At 71.7% G+C, this 20,614-nt stretch carries 12 protein-coding genes; 5 read left to right on the top strand and 7 right to left on the bottom strand.

Going from position 1 to position 20,614, the window contains the following annotated elements; genetic code table 11:
* Positions 1–27: 27 nt before the first annotated feature.
* Complete coding sequence (locus QOZ89_RS16165; RefSeq protein ID WP_312624152.1) at positions 28–4,131, top strand: alpha-(1->3)-arabinofuranosyltransferase domain-containing protein; 4,104 nt, start codon at positions 28–30, stop codon at positions 4,129–4,131.
* Between the two features lie 131 nt (positions 4,132–4,262).
* Here the strand turns inward: QOZ89_RS16165 and QOZ89_RS16160 are convergent, their stop codons facing one another.
* Positions 4,263–5,390, bottom strand: coding sequence for an SGNH/GDSL hydrolase family protein (locus tag QOZ89_RS16160; protein ID WP_312624151.1), 1,128 nt, complete (start codon positions 5,388–5,390; stop codon positions 4,263–4,265).
* A gap of 296 nt (positions 5,391–5,686) precedes the next feature.
* Between QOZ89_RS16160 and QOZ89_RS16155 the strand changes: the two genes are divergently transcribed.
* Complete coding sequence (locus tag QOZ89_RS16155; protein ID WP_071050008.1) at positions 5,687–6,439, top strand: class I SAM-dependent methyltransferase; 753 nt, start codon at positions 5,687–5,689, stop codon at positions 6,437–6,439.
* Between the two features lie 11 nt (positions 6,440–6,450).
* Here QOZ89_RS16155 and QOZ89_RS16150 read toward each other — a convergent pair whose 3' ends face one another.
* The 4 genes from QOZ89_RS16150 to QOZ89_RS16135 form a co-directional block, all read right to left on the bottom strand.
* Positions 6,451–8,202 carry a hypothetical protein gene (locus QOZ89_RS16150; RefSeq protein WP_312624150.1) on the bottom strand — a complete coding sequence of 584 codons (1,752 nt, stop codon included), beginning with the start codon at positions 8,200–8,202 and terminating at the stop codon, positions 6,451–6,453.
* Between the two features lie 44 nt (positions 8,203–8,246).
* Positions 8,247–9,002: an FkbM family methyltransferase gene (locus QOZ89_RS16145; RefSeq protein ID WP_071050009.1), complete on the bottom strand. Its 756-nt coding sequence runs from the start codon at positions 9,000–9,002 to the stop codon at positions 8,247–8,249.
* A gap of 252 nt (positions 9,003–9,254) precedes the next feature.
* Positions 9,255–10,736, bottom strand: coding sequence for a lipopolysaccharide biosynthesis protein (locus tag QOZ89_RS16140; RefSeq protein WP_071050010.1), 1,482 nt, complete (start codon positions 10,734–10,736; stop codon positions 9,255–9,257).
* A gap of 314 nt (positions 10,737–11,050) precedes the next feature.
* Positions 11,051–11,878, bottom strand: a complete 828-nt coding sequence (locus QOZ89_RS16135; protein ID WP_397428784.1) for a class I SAM-dependent methyltransferase — start codon at positions 11,876–11,878, stop codon at positions 11,051–11,053.
* A gap of 576 nt (positions 11,879–12,454) precedes the next feature.
* On the opposite strand from QOZ89_RS16135, the gene QOZ89_RS16130 reads away from it, so the two are divergent.
* Entirely contained in the window at positions 12,455–13,798 is a 1,344-nt protein-coding gene (locus QOZ89_RS16130) for an aminotransferase class I/II-fold pyridoxal phosphate-dependent enzyme (protein WP_312624149.1), read from the top strand.
* Here the strand turns inward: QOZ89_RS16130 and aat are convergent.
* Together aat and QOZ89_RS16120 are read right to left on the bottom strand one after the other, a co-directional pair.
* Positions 13,719–14,564, bottom strand: coding sequence for a leucyl/phenylalanyl-tRNA--protein transferase (aat, locus tag QOZ89_RS16125; RefSeq protein ID WP_071050011.1), 846 nt, complete (start codon positions 14,562–14,564; stop codon positions 13,719–13,721). The genes QOZ89_RS16130 and aat overlap by 80 nt on opposite strands.
* Positions 14,561–16,999, bottom strand: a complete 2,439-nt coding sequence (locus QOZ89_RS16120) for a putative bifunctional diguanylate cyclase/phosphodiesterase (protein WP_312624148.1) — start codon at positions 16,997–16,999, stop codon at positions 14,561–14,563. The genes aat and QOZ89_RS16120 overlap by 4 nt, the downstream gene beginning before the upstream one ends.
* 807 nt (positions 17,000–17,806) lie before the next feature.
* Here QOZ89_RS16120 and QOZ89_RS16115 point away from each other — a divergent pair.
* Both QOZ89_RS16115 and QOZ89_RS16110 read left to right on the top strand, forming a co-directional pair.
* Positions 17,807–18,679: an LLM class F420-dependent oxidoreductase gene (locus QOZ89_RS16115; RefSeq protein WP_312624147.1), complete on the top strand. Its 873-nt coding sequence runs from the start codon at positions 17,807–17,809 to the stop codon at positions 18,677–18,679.
* 190 nt (positions 18,680–18,869) lie between these two features.
* Positions 18,870–20,267: an MFS transporter gene (locus QOZ89_RS16110; RefSeq protein WP_312624146.1), complete on the top strand. Its 1,398-nt coding sequence runs from the start codon at positions 18,870–18,872 to the stop codon at positions 20,265–20,267.
* Positions 20,268–20,614: the final 347 nt, after the last annotated feature.

The raw sequence follows: 20,614 nt of genomic DNA, 5'->3' as shown, positions 1-20,614 counted from the left end.
GCCTGACTGGCGCCTATCACCCCAAGAATGACGGAGCGCACGATCCCGAACCGACCAATCGAGCTGTCGCTGCTCGACGAACGTGACGCCCACGTCGAGGACCTGGCGCCGGGCACGGCGTCCGACCTCGCCGCTGGTGGGCCTGCGGGGCGTGACCGGACGCCCCGGCTGCCGTCGCTGTTCGTCGCGGTGGGCTTCGTTGTGCTGTGCCTGTTCGAGACGCCGGGGCAGATCGTGGCCGACACCAAGATGGACGTCGCGCTTGACCCGCTGCGGTTCATGGAGCGGGCCACCCATCTGTGGAACTCGTCCGCCGACTTCGGGTTCCTGCCGAACCAGTACGCCGGCTACCTCTTTCCGATGGGGCCGTTCTTCCTGCTCGGGCACCTCCTGCACGTCCCCCCGTGGATCACCCAGCGGCTGTGGATGGCCCTGATCCTCACGGTGGCGTGCTGGGGAACGGTGCGGCTCGCCGATGCGCTGCGCATCGGCCGGCCGCTGACCAGGGTGATCGCCGGGCTCGGGTACGCGCTGTCACCGATGTTCATCGGGAAGGTCGGCGCCGCGTCGGTGGCCCTGACCGGGGCGGCGATGCTGCCCTGGATCACGTTGCCGCTCGTGCTCGCGCTGCGCCCGGACGGTGCCGCCGGCGCCGGTGCCGGGACGGCCGGCCTCGCGCCCGGCGCCGCCCGGGGCGACGGGCGGGACAGCCGGCTGTCGCCTCGCCGGGCCGCGGCGCTTTCCGGCCTCGCGGTCTTCTGTACGGGTGGCGTCAACGCCAGCGTCACCCTGTGTGTCCTGCTGTTCCCGGCAGTGCTCCTCGTGTGCGCGGGGGGGACGCGGCGGGCCTGGGCGCTGCGGGCGTGGTGGACGCTCTCGGTCATCCTGGCGTGTTTCTGGTGGCTGTGCATGCTGGTGGTCCAGAGCCGGTACGGCCTGAACTTCCTGCCGTTCACCGAGACCGCGGCGACCACGACCGCGACGACATCCGTGGCCGAGGCGCTGCGCGGGACCACGGACTGGCTCGCCTACCTGCGGCTATCTGGCCCCTGGCTGCCGGCGGCGTCGGCCACCATCACCAATCCGGTGGCGGTCGCCGGCTCGGTGGCGGCGACCGGTATCGGTCTGTGGGGCCTTGCCCGTCGTGACCTGCCCGCGCGGCGAGTCCTCGTGATCAGCCTCGCTGCCGGCGTCGTGGCCGTCTCGGCCGCGTACCCGGGGCAGCCGGGCAGCCCGCTCGCGGACGGGGTCCAGCAGCTGCTCGCGGGGCAGCTGGCCTTCCTGCGTAACGTCTACAAGTTCCAGCCGGTAGCCCACCTGCCGTTGGCTCTCGGGATGGCGCATGCCCTCCATGTCGCCCTCGGCGCTCGCCGGCCGTCGCCAAAGCCCCAACCGGAGCGACGGCATCGCTCTGAGAGGCCCGCGGCGCGGCCGGCGGCCTCGTCGTCGGCCGGGGCCGCCCGCCGCGCGGACCCGCTGTCGGTGGGCGCCGTCGTGCTCACCGTCGCCGCGCTGGTGATGGGAATGGCACCGGCTTACACGGGCCAGTTCTTCCAGTCGGGAACCTTCCAGGAGGTTCCCGACTACTGGCACGAGGCGGCGGACTGGCTCGCCGACAACCCGGACGGTGGCCGGACCCTGATGCTGCCGGCGATGCCGTTCGGGGAGTACAGCTGGGGACGGCCCCTTGACGAGCCGATGTCCTGGCTGGCCAGCACGCCGTGGGCGTCGCGCGCCCTGGTCCCGCTGGGCAACACCGGGATGACCCGGTGGATGGACGGCATCGATCAGCAGCTGGAGCTGGGCCAGGCGCCGGGGCTCGCCGTCGCGCTCGCGCGCGCCGGGGTCGGCCAGGTGCTGATCCGCAACGACCTCGATGATCGGAACTGGGACATCCCGCCATCCACCGACCAGGTGCACCGCGCCCTGGAGGGCTCGGGACTGCGGCGCGCCGCCTCGTTCGGCCCGATGATCAACGCGAGGCTGAGCTCGAAGGGCCGGCTGATCCCATCGGCGGCGATGACGAGGAAGGAGAAGGTGCCGGCGCTGGAGGTCTGGGTCGTACCGGGCCACGCGTCCGAGGTGGCCGCGTACCCGGTGGACACCGCTGTCGTGGTGTCCGGTGGCGCGGAGGCCACGGTCCAGCTGGCCGCGCACGGAATCGTCGGTACCGACCGGGCGGTCGTGCTCGCCAGCGATCTCGCCGGCACGGCCGGCGCCGGCGGTTCGGCGGCCTCGTCAGGAGGGCTGAACCAGGCACCGCCAGCGAGCGAGGTCGTCGGCCCCACCACGGCACTGGTGGTGACGGACACCTCCCAGCGGCGTGACACCGACTTCGGGGTCGTTCACAACGGGACGTCCTACCTCCTCGGCCCGAACGAGAACGCCGCCGGCCGAAGTGACGCGCCGCGCCAGTGGCTGGACCAGTCGGCGGCCGGCCATCAGACCGTCGCCGGCTACACGGACGGGGTCAGGATCCGAGCATCCTCCTTCGGGTCGAACCTGATCGCCCTGCCGGACACCTCACCGGCCGCCGCCTTCGACGGCTTCCCCTACACGTCGTGGACCGCCGCCCCGGACAAGAAGAAGGGGTCCACGGGCGCCTGGGTCGAGGCAGACCTCCCACGGGCGACCACCCTGCCTTACATCGATGTGCAGCTGCTGGAGGAGGGCACCTGGCGGCCAGCCGTGCAGGCGATCCGCGTGACCAGCCAGGCGGGCTCCGTCGTCACGCGGGTCAGCCCGGTGGAGACGGCGCAGCGGCTCAAGGTCCCCGCCGGCCCGAGTAGCTGGTTCCGGATCACGTTCGAGCAGGTGACCAGGCAACAGAGCAACGTCTTTGGGGCGGGTATTCGTGAGCTCACCCTGCCCGGTGTGCGGATCCAGCACTACGCCCAGACCCCGTCGGACGCCGCCAGCCTGTTCACCGGTGGCGAGGGACAGCTTGCCTACACCTTCGACCGCATGGGTGTGGACGTCACCGACCTGTTCGGTGGTTCGGAGGAGCTCGCGCTGGCGAGGCGGTTCGACGTGCCCAGGCCGATGAACTTCACGCTGACCGGGTCCATGATGGCGGTGCCGATATTGTCCGAAGCGCCGCCCGACCCGACCGCGCCGTTCGTCGTGCCGTGCGGAGGCGGTCCCTCGCTGTCTGTCGACGGGGTCCGCTACGACGTGCGGGTCGAGGGCCTGATGTCCGATGTGGCCAAGAGCAGGCCCATGCGCATGAGTGTGTGCACGCCGGACGGGACGATCCCGCTGACGGCCGGCCAGCACCTGATCACCACCGACAGCGCGGGACTGCCCCTGCTGACGGGGCAGCTCACGCTAGTCGGGACAGGTACGCGGACCAGCGGCGACAAGCCTCGTTCGACCACGGTCACCAGCTGGACCCCCGAGCGCCGGACCGTCGAGATCGGCGCGGGGACGAGGGCGTTCCTGGCCGTCCGGGAGAACGCGAACTCGTCATGGACCGCGACGCTGAACGGACAGGCCCTCACCCCGGTCCGTCTCGACGGCTGGCAGCAGGGCTGGATCGTCCCGGCGGGCTCCGCCGGCACAGTCCTGATCGAGAACCACCCCGGGCAGTCCGCCCGGGGCCTCCTGGCCGTCGGCGGGATCCTGCTGCTGGTCCTCGTCGCGCTGGTGCTGATCCCCGCGCGGTGGCGGTTCCGGCGCTCGGTTGACCCCGACGGCTATCCGCTTGGCCTGGGCCGCGGGAAGGCGCCTCTGGCCTCGCGCCGTGCGAGGGTTGTGGGCGGCGTCGCCGGTGGCGTGTTCGCGGTGATCGCGGTGTTCCTGGTGGCCGGGCCGGTCGCCGTCATCGTCCCGGTCCTCGTCCTTGCCGGCCGCCGTCGCCCGACCGTGCTGCCGTGGACGGCCTTCGTGTTCGCGGTTCTCGCCGGGGTGGGCGTCGCCCTCGAGCCGGACGCGATTCCAGGCTCCGGTGACGGCGCCTTCAGCTGGCAGGTGCAGGCGGCGGGTGTCGTGGCATTCGCCGCCGTCGTGGCCGCGCTGACGCCGCGCCCCGCGGATGCCACCACCGGCTCCGAGGGGCGACGCGCCGGCGGCGACGCTCCCGCAACCAGGTCACCCGTCGAGGACGGCCGGCGGGGACACCCCGGCGAGTAGATGGACAGCCCGCGGAGTGGGGAGAGCTCCGTGGGCGACGCGGAGCCCGCTCACCCGGTCTCGCGTGCCCGCGCAGTCGCGCGGGTGCTCGCGCGCGTTCGCGGGCCGGGCCTGGCGCGCCGCTGTCCGGGCTACCTGGCGGCGCTGACGGCGAACAGGGTCTCCGGGCCCCCCTGGCCGACCATGTTGCCCTTCACCGGGACGACGCGGAAAGCGATGGTGGCTCCGGCGGCCAGCTTGCCGCTGGTCCAGGTGTAGCCCGTGATCGCGCCCGGCAGGCGGGTGAAGCCGGGCTCCCCGGCGCTGACCACGCGCTGTTCGACGAAGTACTGGGTCGCGCCGGGCGTCGCCGGCCAGGTCAGGGTGACCTGACCGGCGCCGGCGGGTGCCACCGCGGGCTGCCGGCCCTTCCCCGGCCAGCTCACCCCACCGAGCACCGGTCCGTAGCGGCCGCCGACCCCTACTTCGGCAAGCGCGTTCGCGAAGCCTCGGGTGATGACGTACTCCCCGTCCGGATTGGGATGCGCGCCGTCCCAGGTGTGCCAGAGGGGATCCCAGCCCTCATCCGACCGAGCGATGACCACCTTGGACGTGGGGGTGGACCAGGCGCCAGCCGACTGGTCGAGGATCGTGTTGAAGGCGGACATCCGGTCCACGTCGAGCCCGGTCCAGAGCACATGGCCCAGGACAATCGTCAGGTTTGGATTCACGGTGCGCGCGGTGTCGATGAACTGTTTCATCAGCGCCGCGGCTTCCGTGGGGGCTGTCGCGACGCTCGAGGCGTGGAGCACGTCGTTTCTGCCAAGCATGATCAACATGATGTCGGTCGGATGGTCCCGGAGCGCCGCCGCGATGTGCGGGGTCGCCGTGGCGATCGTCAGTCCCCACACCGCCTGCTCGTCGGTGTCGAACCAGGGGTTCACGTAGTCGCGCGAGCCGTCAACGTCCTTCACGTTGTCCCAGACGGCGTTGCGAGTGCCGACGAAATCGACGCGGCCTGGCGCCGTGAGGCTGAGGTGCTGGTAGAGCCGGTAGCGCCACGTGTAGTCGCCGGCGGACTCCTCCGTCTGCGAATCGCCCACGATCATGATGCGGGTCTGGGGAACGGCCGAGGTATGTGCCGACGGCGGCGCGGCGGCCCGCTCCGCGCCTCCACAGGCGCTGATCGACAGTGCCGTCACCGCGGCGAGTATGGCGAGCCCGGCGCGGACACTGACCGGCCTGATCGGGCTGGCCGCGCGGTCCCCACCGTCCGGCACACCGTTCCTGGCTCTCCTGCGCACGCGGCTCGTCCCCTCGGCGATGACGGGAGCCTGTCGCCGCGATGGCGGCTCCGGGTTCAGTCCGGGCAGACTCGGACGTTCATTCTGCCCGGGTTGCCGGATCTGGCCCGTTGTGGGGGGGTGGGGTACAACAAGAGGCCATACCAATCGCAGATGGACCGTTGAGAAGCCCGCCGGAGGGCCGAAGACGGGACGCGGGCAGCACCCGGCTCGTCCGCCCCTTACGGCGCAGACCTCCGCCCGCCCGCGCCAGACCGGAGAGCCCTAGCCCGATGAGCTTTCAAGACACCGCACGCGACTGGACGCGACACGGCAGCGAGGACCCGTTGTGGGCCGTCCTCGTCGACCCCGCCAAGCGCGGTGGACGCTGGGACGCCGACGACTTCCTCGCCACCGGCAGGCAGGAGGTCGACGAGGCCCTCGGCGTCCTCGACCGCCTCGGCGGAACCCCGGCGCGGACCGGCGTCGCCCTCGACTTCGGCTGCGGCGCCGGACGGCTTACTCAGGCACTGGCCGCGCACTATGACAAGGTCATCGGCCTGGACATCTCCGAGCCGATGCTCGACGCCGCGCGTCGGCTCGACCGCACCGGCGGCCGAGCGGTCTTCCAGCACAACTCGACCCCCGATCTCGCGGCCATCCCCACCGCCAGCGTCGACCTCGTCTTCACCAGCATCGTCCTGCAGCACGTCCCGCCGGACGCGGCCGAGAGCTACCTGCTCGAGTTCGGACGCGTGCTACGCCCGGGCGGCGCCGCCATCATCCTCATGCCCAACGGCGTTCGGCCCACTGTCCAGGGGCTTCTCTTCCGCTACGCACCGCCGGCCGTCGTCGGAGCTCTCCAGCAGCGCCTTCTGCACTACCCGGCGCCGATGCGCATGAACACGCTGCCCGTCCGGATCATGACATCCCACCTCAGTCACGCGGGCCTGCGGATCATCGGCACCACCGACGAGCCGCAGCACGGCCCGCACTGGAACTTCACCCGGTACTACGCGGTCCGACCGGGCGCCGCGGCGTCCTGATCCGCCGCCGCTCACTGGTTGAGCAGGAGGTCGAGGTCAACGCGGATCAGCCACTGGTCCAGCTTGAACGGCGGGTAGGGCCACGGGATGCTGTCCAGCACCAGCTGGTTTATCGGGATCCAGAGAGTTCTCCGCCGGGCGTCCACCGCGGCCCGCCGGACTCCGACATATCGGGTTGCCGGGCCGCGCAGCCGCGACAGCCCGATGTCGATCGCCGACGTGCGGAAGGTCATCTGGTGGCCGGAGCCGGCCGGCCGGACGACCTGGAGCGTCCCGTCAAGACCGGTGAGCAGGATAGCTCCGCTGGCCGGATCCATCGTCAGGCTACGCACGAGGCCACCCCGTCCGGTCTCCGGGAGCAGGTGGTCTGGGCGGCACTCGATTCCGAAGAACCGAGGCCAGTCGGCGGTCGCCGGCGCCGTCGTCACGAGGCTGCGCTCCCGGCCGGCCTTGGTGTACACGGCCATCGGGGCCGCGTACAGGCCATCGGCCTTTGTCCGCGCCACGTAGAGGTTCCCGGCCGTGTCGAAGCAGGCCGACTCCATCCGGGACCCGTCCTGCACGGCCCGCACCGCGGCGCTCTTCGGGATGATCTGCCCGGCGCTCGCCGAGTAGGAGAACTCCTGCACCGGGAATGGCTGCGCCACCTTGTCTCCGGTGAAGCAGTCGCTGATCAGGACAAACCGCTCGTCATCCGGCTCGCTGGTCGGGTCCGTCACGACCTCTCGCGGGTTGACCACGGTCCGGATACCCAGTGGGCTGGTCGGCGGGTACTGCCACCAGGCTCGGGTCCGCCCTGCCAGGTCGACGACGAACAATGCGCCGGACTCGGTCCCGCCCGTTCCGGTTCCGAAGTACTGCGCGATGACAAGGTGGCCCGAACGCGGTAGCCGCGCCACCGATGCGAGTCCTCGGGCAGACCGGGGTGCCGTGGGCCCGACAGCGGGAAAGGCGCTGGCAGCCACCGCTGGTGGCGCGAGTGCGGCGAGTTCGTCGGCTGTCCGCGAGAGCGTCGGCTCGTACCGCCAGTCGCCGGCCCGATCGCGCCGTAGCTGCCCGAGGCTGGGGAACACGCCCTGGATCCGGGTGTCCCAGCCGTGGAACGGCACGACGGAGACGAATACCACCCGCTGTCCGGTGACGGGGTCGGGGACGACGACCACGTCGGCGACGTCCGCGCCACCGACCCCCTGAACGGTCGGGTCCGGGCTGGGTATCGAGACACGCCCGGCGGTCGAGGGAATCACGAGCCGGCTGAAGCGCCGCGCCTCCGGGTAGAAGATCCCGACTTCCATGGTGGTCGCGGTCGGCCGCGTCTGGTCGTCGCTGAACGGCGTCGTACCGATCAACACCGTGCCGTCGTCGGCCGCCACGGACATGAACGCGGCCTGGCCTGGGCCGAATCCGAAACCGGGCACACCGACCGTCTCGATCGTTTGAGAACCAGCCAGCTCGCCGAAACTATCCGGCGTGCCGAAGATCGACAGGAGGCCGAGGGTGTCCTTCTCCGCCAGGCCCGGCAGGAGCCGCCGTACGCCGACCGTGGCACCGAAGGCCGCGGCTCCCAGGCCGGCGGCACTCAGCCCGATGGCGCCCACAAGCCGTCGGCGAGTCGGGTGGGCGCGATGCCGCGGCGCCTCGTCGGGCGCTCTGGGTCCGTCGTGCCACCGGCCGTTCCCGATGTAGGCACGGTCGCGGGCATCGGCGGCGGGCGACCGTCGGCCGCCGGCGCCGTGGCCGGCCGGGTCGGATGGAATGACCATTCCCTCATACAGTGATCGGCCCGCGAAGGACTCTGGTCCGAAGGTCAGACGTGCGCGGGCAGCGGTCGGAAGACGATGGTGTTCACGTACCGGTCACTGGCCCTGGTAGCGATGGCTCGCAGGTAGCTCTCCTTGGACACCTCGGCCATCGCGGCCTGGTGCCCGACCAGGTCGAAGTCGGCGAGCGGCTGCCACTGCCCGTCCTTGAGGTATATGCCCTCATAACCCCAGCTGTCGACCAGGCTGAGCGTGTCCGCGGCCGGCGCGCGGTGGTCCTCGACCTCGACGATGAGCATCGGACGCCACTTCCGGACCAGGCCTTCGGCCCCACGCAGCGCCTGTAGCTCATGGCCTTCGACATCGATCTTGATAAGGCCCACGTCGGCTACGTCCAGGCTGTCGAGCCGCATGGTCGTCACCTCGACAGACCGGCCGTCGCCCTGCCCGTGCAGGGACGCGCGTCCCTCGGTGCCCTTTCCGCCCACCGGCAGCCACAGAGTGGCCGTCCCTTCCTCGTCGGAGGCCGCGGCGGACACGACGGTGACGTTGGGAAGCGCTGTCCGCCGCACGAAGTCCGCGAGCTCCGGGTTCGCCTCGACCGTGACAACGGAGGCGGCGGCGCGCGCCAGCCAGTGAGTCCACGGCCCGTACCAGGCGCCGACGTCGATCGCGGTCTGGTTCGGGCCGACGAACATTTTGACCTGCCGAAGAATCGGCTCGAACCGCCGGTGCGCGTAGGCGACAGTCGTCGCGAAGATGCGGTCCGGGATGAACTCGGCGATTGTGCTCTTCAGTTCCATGGAGGTCTCCGTTCCGATTGATGGGCTTACTGCCGAGTCGGCAGGGTGTGCTCTGGCTCCGTACGCACACCACAGACAGGAAGAAAGTAGGGCGTCGCGCCCGCTACGGCGACGCCAGCCACTCATTCGAACCTCACAGCGACAGCGAGCTGGCCGCGCCGTCCGGCGCTGGGCACCCGCTCGGGCGTGAGCGCGTCGAACGTCCATCGCTCCCCGGAAGGGCTCGGTGCCGAGGGCGTTACCTCGCTGGCGCTACCATCCCGCTGCCCCCGTCCGCGATGGTCGTGGCCGGCGAGGCCGCGGCGGTGGGCCCGGAGTCGCGACGGCCACGATGCGGTCCGGCTCGCTGGCTTCGATGGTGGTCCGCGAGGCGGCCCGTCGGTCGGAATGGTGTAGCCGGTGGACGAACCAGCCGGTCGCGGTCGCGGTCGCGGCCTGGCAGGCCAGAGCCGTTGCCACGGTGTGCCCGATCCCACCGCCGGCAAGGACGAGGCCGACGCCGGTCAACGCCGAGCAGGCGAAGAGCACCACGACGATCACGCGCTGGTTCGCGCCCAGCAGGTAGGTGGCGAACATCATGGTGACCGCCATGGCTGTCATCGCGAGCGCGAGGACCCACAGTGACCCGGCGGCCGCCGTCAGATCGGAGCCGAACACCAGCGCCAGCAGGGGTTCGGCGCCGACCAGCCCGATCGCGGTCAGCAGGATTCCGGGCGCGACGACGCAGCCGACCGCCATCGCCAGTGCTCGGCCCGCCTGCAGGCCCTCCTTGCGCCGTCGCGCCGCCTCGGGCAGCAGGAAGTTCGCGACCGCCAACCCGATGAACACCGGTACCTTGCAGGCCGTTGAGATCGCGGCGTAGGCGCCGACCGCCTCCGGATTGCGCCAGCCGACGATGACGACGTCCATGTTCTGCAGCAGCGCCAGCGGGACGAGCGCGCCGAGCGCGGTCGAGGCGTCCGAGATCAGGCTGTGCCGGATCCTCTGCGGCCGCGGCGTCGGCAGCATCTGCGGCCGCGGCGTCGGCAGCATCGGAATCGGGCCGGTGGCGGTTGGGGTCACCGAGCCTTCCAGCCCAGGCCGTGGCTTCGGACGCGGCAGCCGGGGCAGTGCCGGGGTACGGACGACCGCCCGGCGGGCATGCTCCGCGCCCACCGCGATACCGAGTGCCAGCGCGAGGCCGGCCCCGTTCACCTCGAGACCGACTCCGACCAGAGCGACCACACAGGCGGTCCGGAACGCGGACTCGAACACCAGGTTGCGGGCCAGCGCCGGGTAGTTGCCGCGGGCCTGGAGCAGCCCGCGTTCCACGCAGAGCGAGATCCAGATCGCCGCCGCGATCGTGGCCTCGGCGATCGCGAACGGGTGCGGGTAGGACAGCAGCGTCGCGACCGGTTCGCACAGTGCGAACGCAATCACGATGGAGACAACGACGCCGACGAATGTGACACCGCGCAGCTGACGGATCCAGGCGAGCCGATCGCGCCGGGTCTGGCCGATCCGCGCCGACTCCCAGTGGACCACGGCGATTAGCACGGCTGTCCCGCCGACCGAGAGAATCATGAAGATGTTCGTCTGGACGACGACGGCGCCATATGCGTCCGGATCGAGTACCCGTGCGAGCGCCAGGTTCATCAGCAGGTTGAAGACGTTGACGACCATGCCTGCCGCGGCGAGAGCCATCGGGCCCCGCAGCAGCTCGGCTAACACATCCCGCTTCACCGACAGCGCCATGCACCTCTCCGTAGCGCGGTCACCCGCCGGTACGCAGCCAGACGCTGGCCCAGCGGTGGGCGATCCCGCCGTTGGGATCGGCGAACTGATCCCAACGGTAATCAATTGCGGTTTGTCGCAATTGCGAGGCGTGTCGCACGTTACACGGGAGTTCGCCGAGGCGCCGCCGATATCGGGCGAGGGACGATGCGGCCCCCGGCCATCCAGGTGGTGCTGGATCGTTTCCGGCGGGACCACCGCGACGCGAAATCAGACCGGCGACAAACCGGTGACCTGGCCCAACCGCAGACGGCTTCCGGCGGTGGTTGCGGCGGTCAGATCTTGCGGAGGATCAGCAGCAGGTTCCAGGTGAGAACCTCGCGCACTCCGGGCACCTTCAGGATCGGCTTGGACCAGTCCGGCAGGTACCGCGGCAGGGCGTCGATGACGACGACGTCCTGCCGGGAACGAGCCCAGGCGAGGGTGTCGCCGACGTACACGGGAAACATGGTCTCGCCGTAGATGTTCTTGGGCGGTTCGCCGTTGAGCCGCTCGTAGCGGGCCTGGGCCCGGCGGCCGCCGAGGTAGTGCCAGGGCGCGGTCTCGTGACCGCCCCACGGGGACAGCCAGCTGCAGTAGCTGAGGTAGATGAGGCCGCCGGGGCGGGTCACCCGGACCAGCTCCGAGCACATCTGCCAGGCGTCCGGGACGTGCTCCAGCACGTTCGACGTGTAGCAGATGTCCACCGAGTCGGTCCGCACCGGCAACGCGAGCGCGCTGCCCCGGATGCGGCCCGGGACGTCGGTGACCGCGAGCTCCGAGACGTCCGGCTCGATCCAGCAGTAGCGGGAGCCGGCCTCGAGGAACGCGTCCCGGAAGTAGCCCGGGCCGCCGCCGACGTCGAGGACGGACTGCCCGGCGACCGAGACATACCGGGACAGCTGGCGGACGGAGTCCGCGGCGACGAGCCGGTAGAAGCTGGGCGGCGGGTCGACGGGCTTCTTGCGGTGCTCGGTGAACAGCGTCCAGGAGCGACGCAGGCCCCAGCCGACGTAGGGCACGGAGGGCAGGGTGGCCGCGCGTGGCCGGGCCGGTCCCGACGCCGTCGACTCGGCCGTTGGCGCCGTCGTGGCCGGTAGCGGATCTGGGGCCAAGTCAACCATAGGCGGACCCTAACACCCGTCCGCCGTGGTGAATGCGGTGGGCAGGGTCACCGCCGGAGCGGCCAGCCGGTCGGTTCTTGCCGCCGGGATATGGGACTCCGGGCCGTCTGGAGGAGCCCCGTTGGGGTCGAACTCACACAGCTTCGCGGACGCGGGCCGGACCCGCCGCGGACCGCGAGGCCGACCCCCGGCACCAGCCGAACGGGGTCCGGCGGTCCGGCTGACGCCGCCTCCGGCTGACGCCGCCTCCGGCTGACGCCGCCTCCGTCGGCTCGGCCGGATCGCCAGGGTGGTCACGTCGGCGGCGTCGGGCTCGGCGTAGGCCCACCCGGCGTCGAACCGCTCGGACGTCGTTCGTGGCCGCTGGCGACAGCGGGTCCCGGCGCCGCCTGTATGCGGCGGACCGCTGCCTGTAGGGCCGCCATGGGTATCTATGGACGCAATTGGTGCCCTTCGCTATCGTTGCGCCACGTAAAGCTCGATATCTCGATATACCGTGAGAGTGGTATCGCCCGGACCTGCGAGAAGATCATGCCCGCGCCGGGGCCATGCCGGTGGTCACGCAGGGGAGTGATCGTGTTGGTGCCCACGCGCGCGGCCGAGGACATGGCATCCGTGGCCGTCCCGGCCGTCGGGAGACCGCTCGCGCCGGCCTTCGGCCGGGTGCTGGCCCAGCCTCCGGGCGGGCTGGCCGAGATGCACCGGTTGCGCGGCCGCGTCCCGTTCTGGGACTCGGTCGTCGACGAGATCGACGGCCGCCGCATCCGGGTGGGCGAGCACTGGCTGATCGACTTCGCGTCCTGCAACTACCTCGGGTTCGACCTTGAACCCGAGATCAGCGCGGTCGTCCCCGAGTACATCGCCCGCTGGGGAACTCATCCCAGCTGGTGTCGGCTGGTCGGTAACCCGCGGCTGTTCGCGGAGATCGAGGAGGAGCTCGCCGAGCTCCTCGGCGCCGAGGACACCCTGCTGCTGCCGACCATCAGCCACATTCACTTCTCGGTGCTGCCGGCCCTCGCCGGGGCCGGCGCCGTGTTTCTGGAGCGTCGCGCTCACCAGACGATCCACGAAGGCGCCCGGATGGCGTCGGCGCGGGGCGCACAGGTCATCCGGTTCCGTGAGGAGAACCTGCCCGACCTCGCCCTTAAGCTCGCGGCGAGTGACCGATACCCCCGCGTCATCTGCGTCGACGGGGTGAACAGCATGACGGGCAACGGCCCGCCGCTCGCGGAGCTCGCCGAACTCGCCCACCGGTACGACGCGGTGCTCTACATCGACGACGCGCACGGCTTTGGGGTGCTGGGGGAGCGGTCGGTCGACGAGCTCTCGCCCTACGGGTCGCGGGGCAACGGCATCGTGCGCCACCTCGGCCGGGACTACGACGGTCTGGTTCTCGTCGGCGGATTCTCCAAGGCCTACTCGTCGTTGTTGGCCTTTGTCGCCTGTCCGCCCGAGATCAGGCATTTCCTGCGGATCACCGCGGGGACGTACACGTATTCGGGCCCGCCTCCGGTGGCTTCGCTCGCGACCGCGCAGGCGGGCCTGCGATTCAACGCGGCCCACGGCGACGAACGGCGTGCCGAGCTGTACCGGCGGACGTCGCGGGTGCTCGACGGCATCCGCGCGCTCGGCCTGGACACGCTGAACACGACCGGTTTCCCGATCGTCGAGGTCCCGCTGGCCGACCCCGACCTGCTCGAGCCTCTTGGGCGCTTCCTGTTCGAGCGGGGCATCCTCGCCACATTGGTGCCGTACCCGATCGTGCCGCGTGGCGAGACGGGTTTCCGTCTCTCGGTGACGGCGGCCAACACGGACGAGGAGATCGAGGAGCTGCTGCGCGTCATCGACGCGGCGGCTGACCGGTTCCCGCTGCGCCGGGCGGCGGACGACCGGGACCCGGCGCAGGAAGCAGGCGGTTGACGGGGAGCTGGTCGGTGACGAGCCGGATGTCGTCGTCGCGGACCGCCCGCAGCGTCGCCAGATAGCGGTCTCGCGAGATCTCGACGGCGCCGAGCGTGCGCAGGTGGTCGCTGGCGATCTGGACGTCGAGCAGGCGGCCGCCGGCGGCGGCGAACCGGGCGTCGAGGTCCACCATCGCGATCTTGGAGGCGTCGGTCTCGTCATGGAACATTGACTCACCGACGAAGACCCCGCCGATCAGGATGCCGAACGCGCCGCCGACCAGCCGGTCGGCCGCCCACACCTCCAGGCTGTGCGCCCAGCCGAGCGCGTGGAGCTGGGCATAGCCGGCGCGCAGCTCGTCGGTGATCCAGATCTCGGGCGCCGCGCGCCGGCAGCGGGTGACCACCTCGTCGAAGGCCCGGTCCACCGTGGTCGTCCAGCCGCAGGAGCGGATCCGGCCGCGCAGTGACCGGGCGGCGCGCACCGTGCCGGCCGGGATCACCGCCCGCGGGTCGGGACACCACCACGGGAGGTCTCCGAGCCGTGGCCGGCGCACGAGACCCCGGCCCACAGCGCGCAGCGCGAGCGCGAGCTGGTGCGACTGCCAACCTGTCTGGGCATCCTCGCTCGGCCAGGGGAACACGCCGGCCCGGTAGGCCCCGATGAGCGCGTCCGGCGTGGCGCTGCCACCGAGGGCTACTGGCCCGTCGGCCTGGCCCTCGGTCAGCGGCAGCGTGTCCCACCAGCTCGGGCCGCATGGGGCCGGCCGGGCGGTGAGGCTCACGGCCCCGAGCCGGCCCGGGGTTCCTGCCGGATCGACGAGGGCGATCCGGCAGGCCCGGGGTCGTCAGCGGCCGGCTGGGCCGCAACGGTCCGCGCGGTCGTGGCCATCGTGGGCCTCGGCCTTGCGCCGGCCGGTCCGGCGCCGCCGCCCGCGATGGTCACGGGAGGCGCGGCGGGCATCGTGGCCGGGATGAGCCTTGGAGTGACGTGCTCAGCCGGGCCGGGCTCGCCGACGAAGAAGCCCTGGGCCAGGTCGCAGCCGAAGTCGCGCAGCAGCGCGAGCCCGCGCTCCGTCTCGACGCCCTCGGCGACCACGCGCAGCCCGAGGTCGTGCGCGAGGTCGACGGTCGACCGGACGATCTTGCGAGCCACGTCGTTGCACTCCAGCCGGCTGACGAAGAACCGGTCCAGCTTGAGCACGTCCACCGGGAAGTCCCCGGACAGGTAGGCCAGCGTCGAGTAGCCGGTCCCATAGTCGTCCACCGCGATGCCCATGCCCAGGTCGTGCAGCTCGGTGAGCACCTTGCTCGCGCGGGTGCGGTCAAGCATCAGCGTGGTCTCGGTGAGCTCGAGCTCGAGCGCGTCGGCGCCGAGCCCGTGCGCGGCGAGCAGACCGCGTACATGGTCGGGGAAGGCCTGGTCGAGCAGGTCGGTCGCGGAGATGTTCACCGCGGCCGTGACGTCGAGGCCCGCGGAGCGCCAGCTCGCCAGCTGGGCGCACGACTGGTCGAGCACGGCGGTGGTCAGCGGGCGCATCAGCCCAGCATGCTCGGCGAGCCGCACGAACGAGTCCGGGGCGAGCAGGCCCCGGTCCGGGTGGTTCCAGCGGGCCAGCGCCTCCACCGATCGGATCCGGCCGGTGGCGATCTCGACCTTCGGCTGGAAGTGCGCCTCGATCTGGTCGCCGCTGATGCCGTCCCGCAGGGCCTCGGTCAGGGTGAGCTCGACCATCGACGCGTCGCCGGCCCTCGGGTCGTAGTGCTCCACGCCGGTGTGCCGTTCCTTGGCGGCGTACATGGCGATGTCGGCGCGCGCCAGCAGCTCGTCGGCGTCGGCCGCCTGGTCGGGGTAGACCGCGGCGCCGATGCTCGCCGTCACCGGGATCGTGAGCGTGCCGACGTGGATGTAGTCGTCAAGTGCCGCGCGCACCCGGTCGGCGACCAGCTGGGCGCCGGCACCGTCGGTCCGTTCCAGCAGCACGGCGAACTCGTCGCCGCCGAGTCGCGCGACCACGTCCCCGGGGCGCAGCGCGGTGGCGATGCGCCCGCTGACCTCGACGAGCACCTCGTCGCCGACCTTGTGACCGAGCGAGTCGTTGACGAGCTTGAACCGGTCGAGGTCGAGGAGCAGCAGGGCGAGCGAGTGCCCCGCGCTGGTGGCACGCGTGATGGCGGCGCGCAGCCGCTCGTCCAGTCCGCGCCGGTTGGGCTGGTTGGTGAGGTCATCCGTCAGCGCCAGCGCCTTGGACTCGGCCAGCCGCTGCATCTCGACGAACGTCAGGCCCGCCCGCCCGAGTGCGGCGATCACCGTGCTGGCCGCGAGCAGCACGGCGGCCAGCGGCAGGCGCACGGTCGCTCCGGCCACGAGGATGCCGAGCGCAGTCAGGGCGAGCACCGTGGGGATGAGCATGATGCCCCAGCCGGCGGCCCTGGCCGGAGACACGCGGGGCTGGCGCTGCCAGGCGGCGAACGCCAGCAGCAGCTGGGACAGTGCCCACAGGAAGTCCGACGGGCCACCGGGGGAGAAGCCGCCCGCGGTCGCCGTCTGCGAGGCCAGCACGGTGTCCGCGGCGACGAAGCACAGCAGACCGCAGCCGAGCAGCCACCACACTCGCCCGGCGCGGCGGCCGAGCAGGCCGAACACGCTGATCACCAGCAGCGCGAGGAGCAGATCGGCGAGTGGGTAGACCAGCGCGATCAGCAGGTCGCCAAGCCCCAGCTCGGGCTCACGCCGCGTCATGACCACGCCGAGGCCGGTCGTGAGCGCCGCGACCCCGAGCAGGCCGATCAGCGCGTCGAGCAGCAGGCTCCTGGGCAGCCGCAACAGCCGGTGGCGCAGCAGCAGGATGACGGCCGCGTAGCAGGCCGGATAGAACGCCAGCCAGCCGGCGTCGATGACCGACGGCGCGATGGCCTGCTGCTTGCCCTCGATGAGGTGCCCGGCGACGGAGGAACAGAGCGTGGCGGCGCCGTACAGGATCAGCCCGCCGCCGAGGACCGCCCAGGGCGCTCGGTCACCGCGGATCATCACGGCGCGCAGGACGCACAACAGGCCTACCGCGAGGCTGAACGTGTTGCGCAGTGGCCAGGTCACCGCGTCGAGCCAGGGGGTCTTGGTGAAGCCGGAGGCCGCGAGCATCACTGCCGCGACCAGCAGGAGGATCTGGCTGACGCGGATCATCCGGTACCGGCGCGACGGGGGCCCGATGGTGATCATCGTAGGCGCTCGCCATCGCCGGTGCCGGCGCCGCGTCGTCGTCCGGCCGGCGCCGTGATCCGCGCACCCGCCCATGGCCCGGGTACGGCGACCCGGGAACACCGCCCGTCGTTGAATCGCCGGACCTGGTGACGCACGGGTCTCGACATGCGGCAATTGTCGCTGATTCTGGTGGGAACCATGGGGTCGGTGTTTCCCCGGCGATATTGGCCTGTTCGCGCGTTGGGTCACGTTAGCGCGCTGAATGCTCTCTGGTCGGCTTCGGTCACCGGCCGGCTTCTCGTTGCTTGCCTCACGGTCATGTGTGGGTAGGTATCGCCGGCACGGACGGCCGGCGGACGCGGACGGCCCGCTGGCGGGACGGGCCCCTGCCCGTCGGGCCCGAGGGGCGAGGCGGGCGTGACCGGTGGCAGGCAGATGGCCCATGGCGGGCATAGGGTCGTCGGGTAGCCGCGCAGCTCGGCCGGCGCGTCTCTCAGTCGTGGGTGCGTGGGTGCGGGCCATCGGAGCTCTGGCCCGTGCCGGGAACACCGCCTGTTCGGCCGCGGGCCGCGGGCCGCGGGTGACCTCGCGGCGGCGTTCGTCAGCCTGCCGCCCCGTCAGGGTCGCCTCCGGTGCCCGCACCGGGCCACAGCCACGTGGATCGGGCGCCACGCGCCGCCGGCGCTCAGCGGTAGGCACCGCCGGGCCGGCCCGGACCAGGACCGGCCCGGAGTCATGCACCGGCCCCTGGCCACGCAGGTCGGGCGCTCGGTGCCCGTCAGACGGGCGCCCGCGCGCCCGCCCAACCGGAGAGGGCCAAGCCTGATGCGGATTGGACTTCAGATCCCCGACTTCACCTGGCCCGGCGGGCCGGAGCGGCTCGGAGCGGATCTCGCCGAGATCGCGAGGACCGCCGACGCGACCGGTTTCGACAAGCTGGCCGTGATGGACCACTTCTTCCAGATCGCCTTCGTCGGCCCGCCCGAGCACGAGATGCTGGAGGCCTACACGACGCTCGGCTACCTGGCCGCCATCACCGAGCGCGTCAAGCTGCTGACGCTGGTCACGGGCACGGTCTACCGGCAGCCCGGCGTCCTCGCGAAGACGATCAGCACGCTCGACGTGCTGTCCGGCGGGCGGGCGTGGCTGGGCATCGGCGCGGCCTGGAACGAGGAGGAGGCAGTCGGGCTCGGTATCCCGTTCCCGCCCGTCGCGGAGCGGTTCGAGCGGCTGGAGGAGACGCTCCAGATCTGCCTGGCGATGTGGTCGGATGACGAGAGCGCCTATACCGGCAAGCACTACCAGCTGGCTCGGCCACTCAACGCGCCGCCGAACCTGAGCCGCCCGTACCCGCCGATCATGATCGGCGGCGGCGGCGAGAAGAAGACGCTGCGGCTGGTGGCCCGCTACGGCCAGGCCTGCAACCTCTTCCCCGGCCCGGACCTCGAGCGCAAGCTCGCGGTGCTGCGCGGGCACTGCGAGGCGGAGGGGCGCGACTACGACGAGATCATCAAGACGGCCTACTACGAGTTCGACCCGGGTGAGGGCGGCGAGAACGTCGGCGCGATCCTCGCCGACCTGGAGCGCTTGGCCGCACTAGGCATCCAGGAGGTCATCGGCCGGGTCACCGACGTGGTCAAGATCCGTCCGCTGGAAATCCTCGGCTCCGAGGTGATCGGCCAGGTGGCCGACCTGTAGCAACGGGACGGCTGGCGTCGTGGGGGCGTCGGGCGGCCGGTGTGTCCGGTGTGTCCGGCATGCTGGATTGGTGACCTCCGTGCCCGAACAGGCCCCTCGACCAGCGTCTTCGAAGCCGGAGGGTCTGTGGCCGCCGCGGCCGCGGCGGCCTCAGACCCTCCGGCCTCATCGCGCCTGGGTGGTGGCCGCGGTGGCGTTCGTCGCGCTCGTCGGGGCCGCCGGGTTCCGCGCGGTGCCCAGCGTGTTCATCCTGCCGCTGCAGGAGGAGTTCGGCTGGTCGCGGGCCACGGTCTCCTCGGCGGTGTCCGTGAACCTGGTCCTTTACGGGCTCACGGCGCCGTTCGCCGCGGCGCTGATGGAACGGTTCGGGATCCGGCGGGTGGTGGCCGTGGCGCTGCTGCTGGTCGCGACCGGCAGCGGGCTGACCGTGTTCATGACCGCCACCTGGCAGCTGATCGCCTGCTGGGGCGTGCTGGTGGGCCTCGGCACCGGATCGATGGCACTGGTGTTCGCCGCGACGGTCGCCGGCAGGTGGTTCGAGCAATATCGCGGCCTGGTGGTGGGTGTGCTCACGGCGGGCGGAGCGACCGGTCAGCTGGTCTTTCTCCCGGTGCTCGCGGTACTGGTCGACCGGTACGGGTGGCGCACCGCCGCGCTGACGGTGACGATCGCCGCGGCGGCCGTGATCCCACTCGTCGTCGCCGGGATCCGTGACTACCCGAGCGACGTCGGCCTGCGCCCCTATGGCGCCGCGCCTGAGCCCGAGCCTCCGGTCCCGGCCGTGCCCGAGCCCCCGGCCCTGGTCGTGCCCGAGCCGCCGGACAGCCCCGACGCGGCGGCGGGCATCGCGGTTCCCGGCCGGCGGGTGAAGCCCGTGAGGGAGGTCTCCTCGGGTGTCGGGGCCGCCGGCGCGGCGCTGACCGGGCTCGCCGACGCGGCCCGGAACCGGGCCTTCTGGGCGCTCGCCGGCGGGTTCTTCATCTGCGGCATGAGCACCAACGGGCTGATCGGCACGCACTTCGTGCCGGCCGCGCATGACCACGGGATGCCCGAGGTCACCGCCGCCGGGCTGCTGGCCGTCGTCGGGATCTTCGACATCGTGGGGACGGTGGCGTCCGGCTGGCTGACCGACCGGTTCGACAGCCGCCACCTGCTCGTCGCGTACTACGCGCTGCGCGGGCTCGGGCTCGCGGGGCTGCCGGTGCTGCTCTCATCCGAGCCGCATCCCAGCATGATCGCCTTCATCGTCGTGTACGGGCTGGACTGGGTGGCCACGGTGCCGCCGACGATCACGCTATGCCGGTCCGAGTTCGGTCCCGAGCGTGCTTCGGTGGTCTTCGGCTGGGTGTTCGCCTCCCACCAGCTCGGCGCCGCGGTGGCGGCCCTCGCCGCGGGCTGGGTGCGCGGGGTGACCGGTACCTACACGGCTGCCTGGTATGGCGCGGCGTTCCTTTGCCTGGTGGCCGCGTTCCTGTCCGCGACGATCCGCGCCGGGTCGGCGGACGCCGCGCCGCGCGGGCGGCGGGCGCGCCGGAACGTGGTCGCGCGCGGCCCGGCGGACGACACATTGCCCGCCCCCGCCGGCTGAGCCGTCCCCCCGCGGTCCCGCCGCCGGAGGGCAAGGCCGAGCCGGCCGGCCGCCTGACCCCGTCCGTATGGGCCGAGGCGGGACGGGAATGGAATGAGCGCTGACCGGGCCCACTGGGCCGGGGGATGGCGCTGCGTCCAGGGCTGGCGGGGAGGAGGCATGTCAACGGCTCCTTTCCCGAATGGCCGGTGGGAAATGCGGAACAAGGCGCTGCCGGCCACTACGGCCGGGGTAATGGCTCGGGTGCGCGGTTGCCCTTGGAACGCCCATTTATCCCGGGGGTGACCGAGCTTCGCCCGCGAGCCACTGACCGTCCACCGGACGAAGTCCGAGCTGCAAGCGATCCG

The sequence above is a fragment of the Pseudofrankia coriaricola genome (genome assembly GCF_032027725.1).
Classification (GTDB): Bacteria; Actinomycetota; Actinomycetes; order Frankiales; family Frankiaceae; genus Pseudofrankia.
This window is presented reverse-complemented; position numbering and strand designations above follow the sequence as displayed.

Coding starts and splice junctions, on each gene's coding strand:
- QOZ89_RS16165 (WP_312624152.1), top strand. CDS start 28: ATGACGGAGCGCACGATCCCGAACCGACCAATCGAGCTGTCGCTGCTC.
- QOZ89_RS16155 (WP_071050008.1), top strand. CDS start 5,687: ATGAGCTTTCAAGACACCGCACGCGACTGGACGCGACACGGCAGCGAG.
- QOZ89_RS16150 (WP_312624150.1), bottom strand. CDS start 8,202: ATGGTCATTCCATCCGACCCGGCCGGCCACGGCGCCGGCGGCCGACGG.
- QOZ89_RS16145 (WP_071050009.1), bottom strand. CDS start 9,002: ATGGAACTGAAGAGCACAATCGCCGAGTTCATCCCGGACCGCATCTTC.
- QOZ89_RS16140 (WP_071050010.1), bottom strand. CDS start 10,736: ATGGCGCTGTCGGTGAAGCGGGATGTGTTAGCCGAGCTGCTGCGGGGC.
- QOZ89_RS16135 (WP_397428784.1), bottom strand. CDS start 11,878: ATGGTTGACTTGGCCCCAGATCCGCTACCGGCCACGACGGCGCCAACG.
- QOZ89_RS16120 (WP_312624148.1), bottom strand. CDS start 16,999: ATGATCACCATCGGGCCCCCGTCGCGCCGGTACCGGATGATCCGCGTC.
- QOZ89_RS16115 (WP_312624147.1), top strand. CDS start 17,807: ATGCGGATTGGACTTCAGATCCCCGACTTCACCTGGCCCGGCGGGCCG.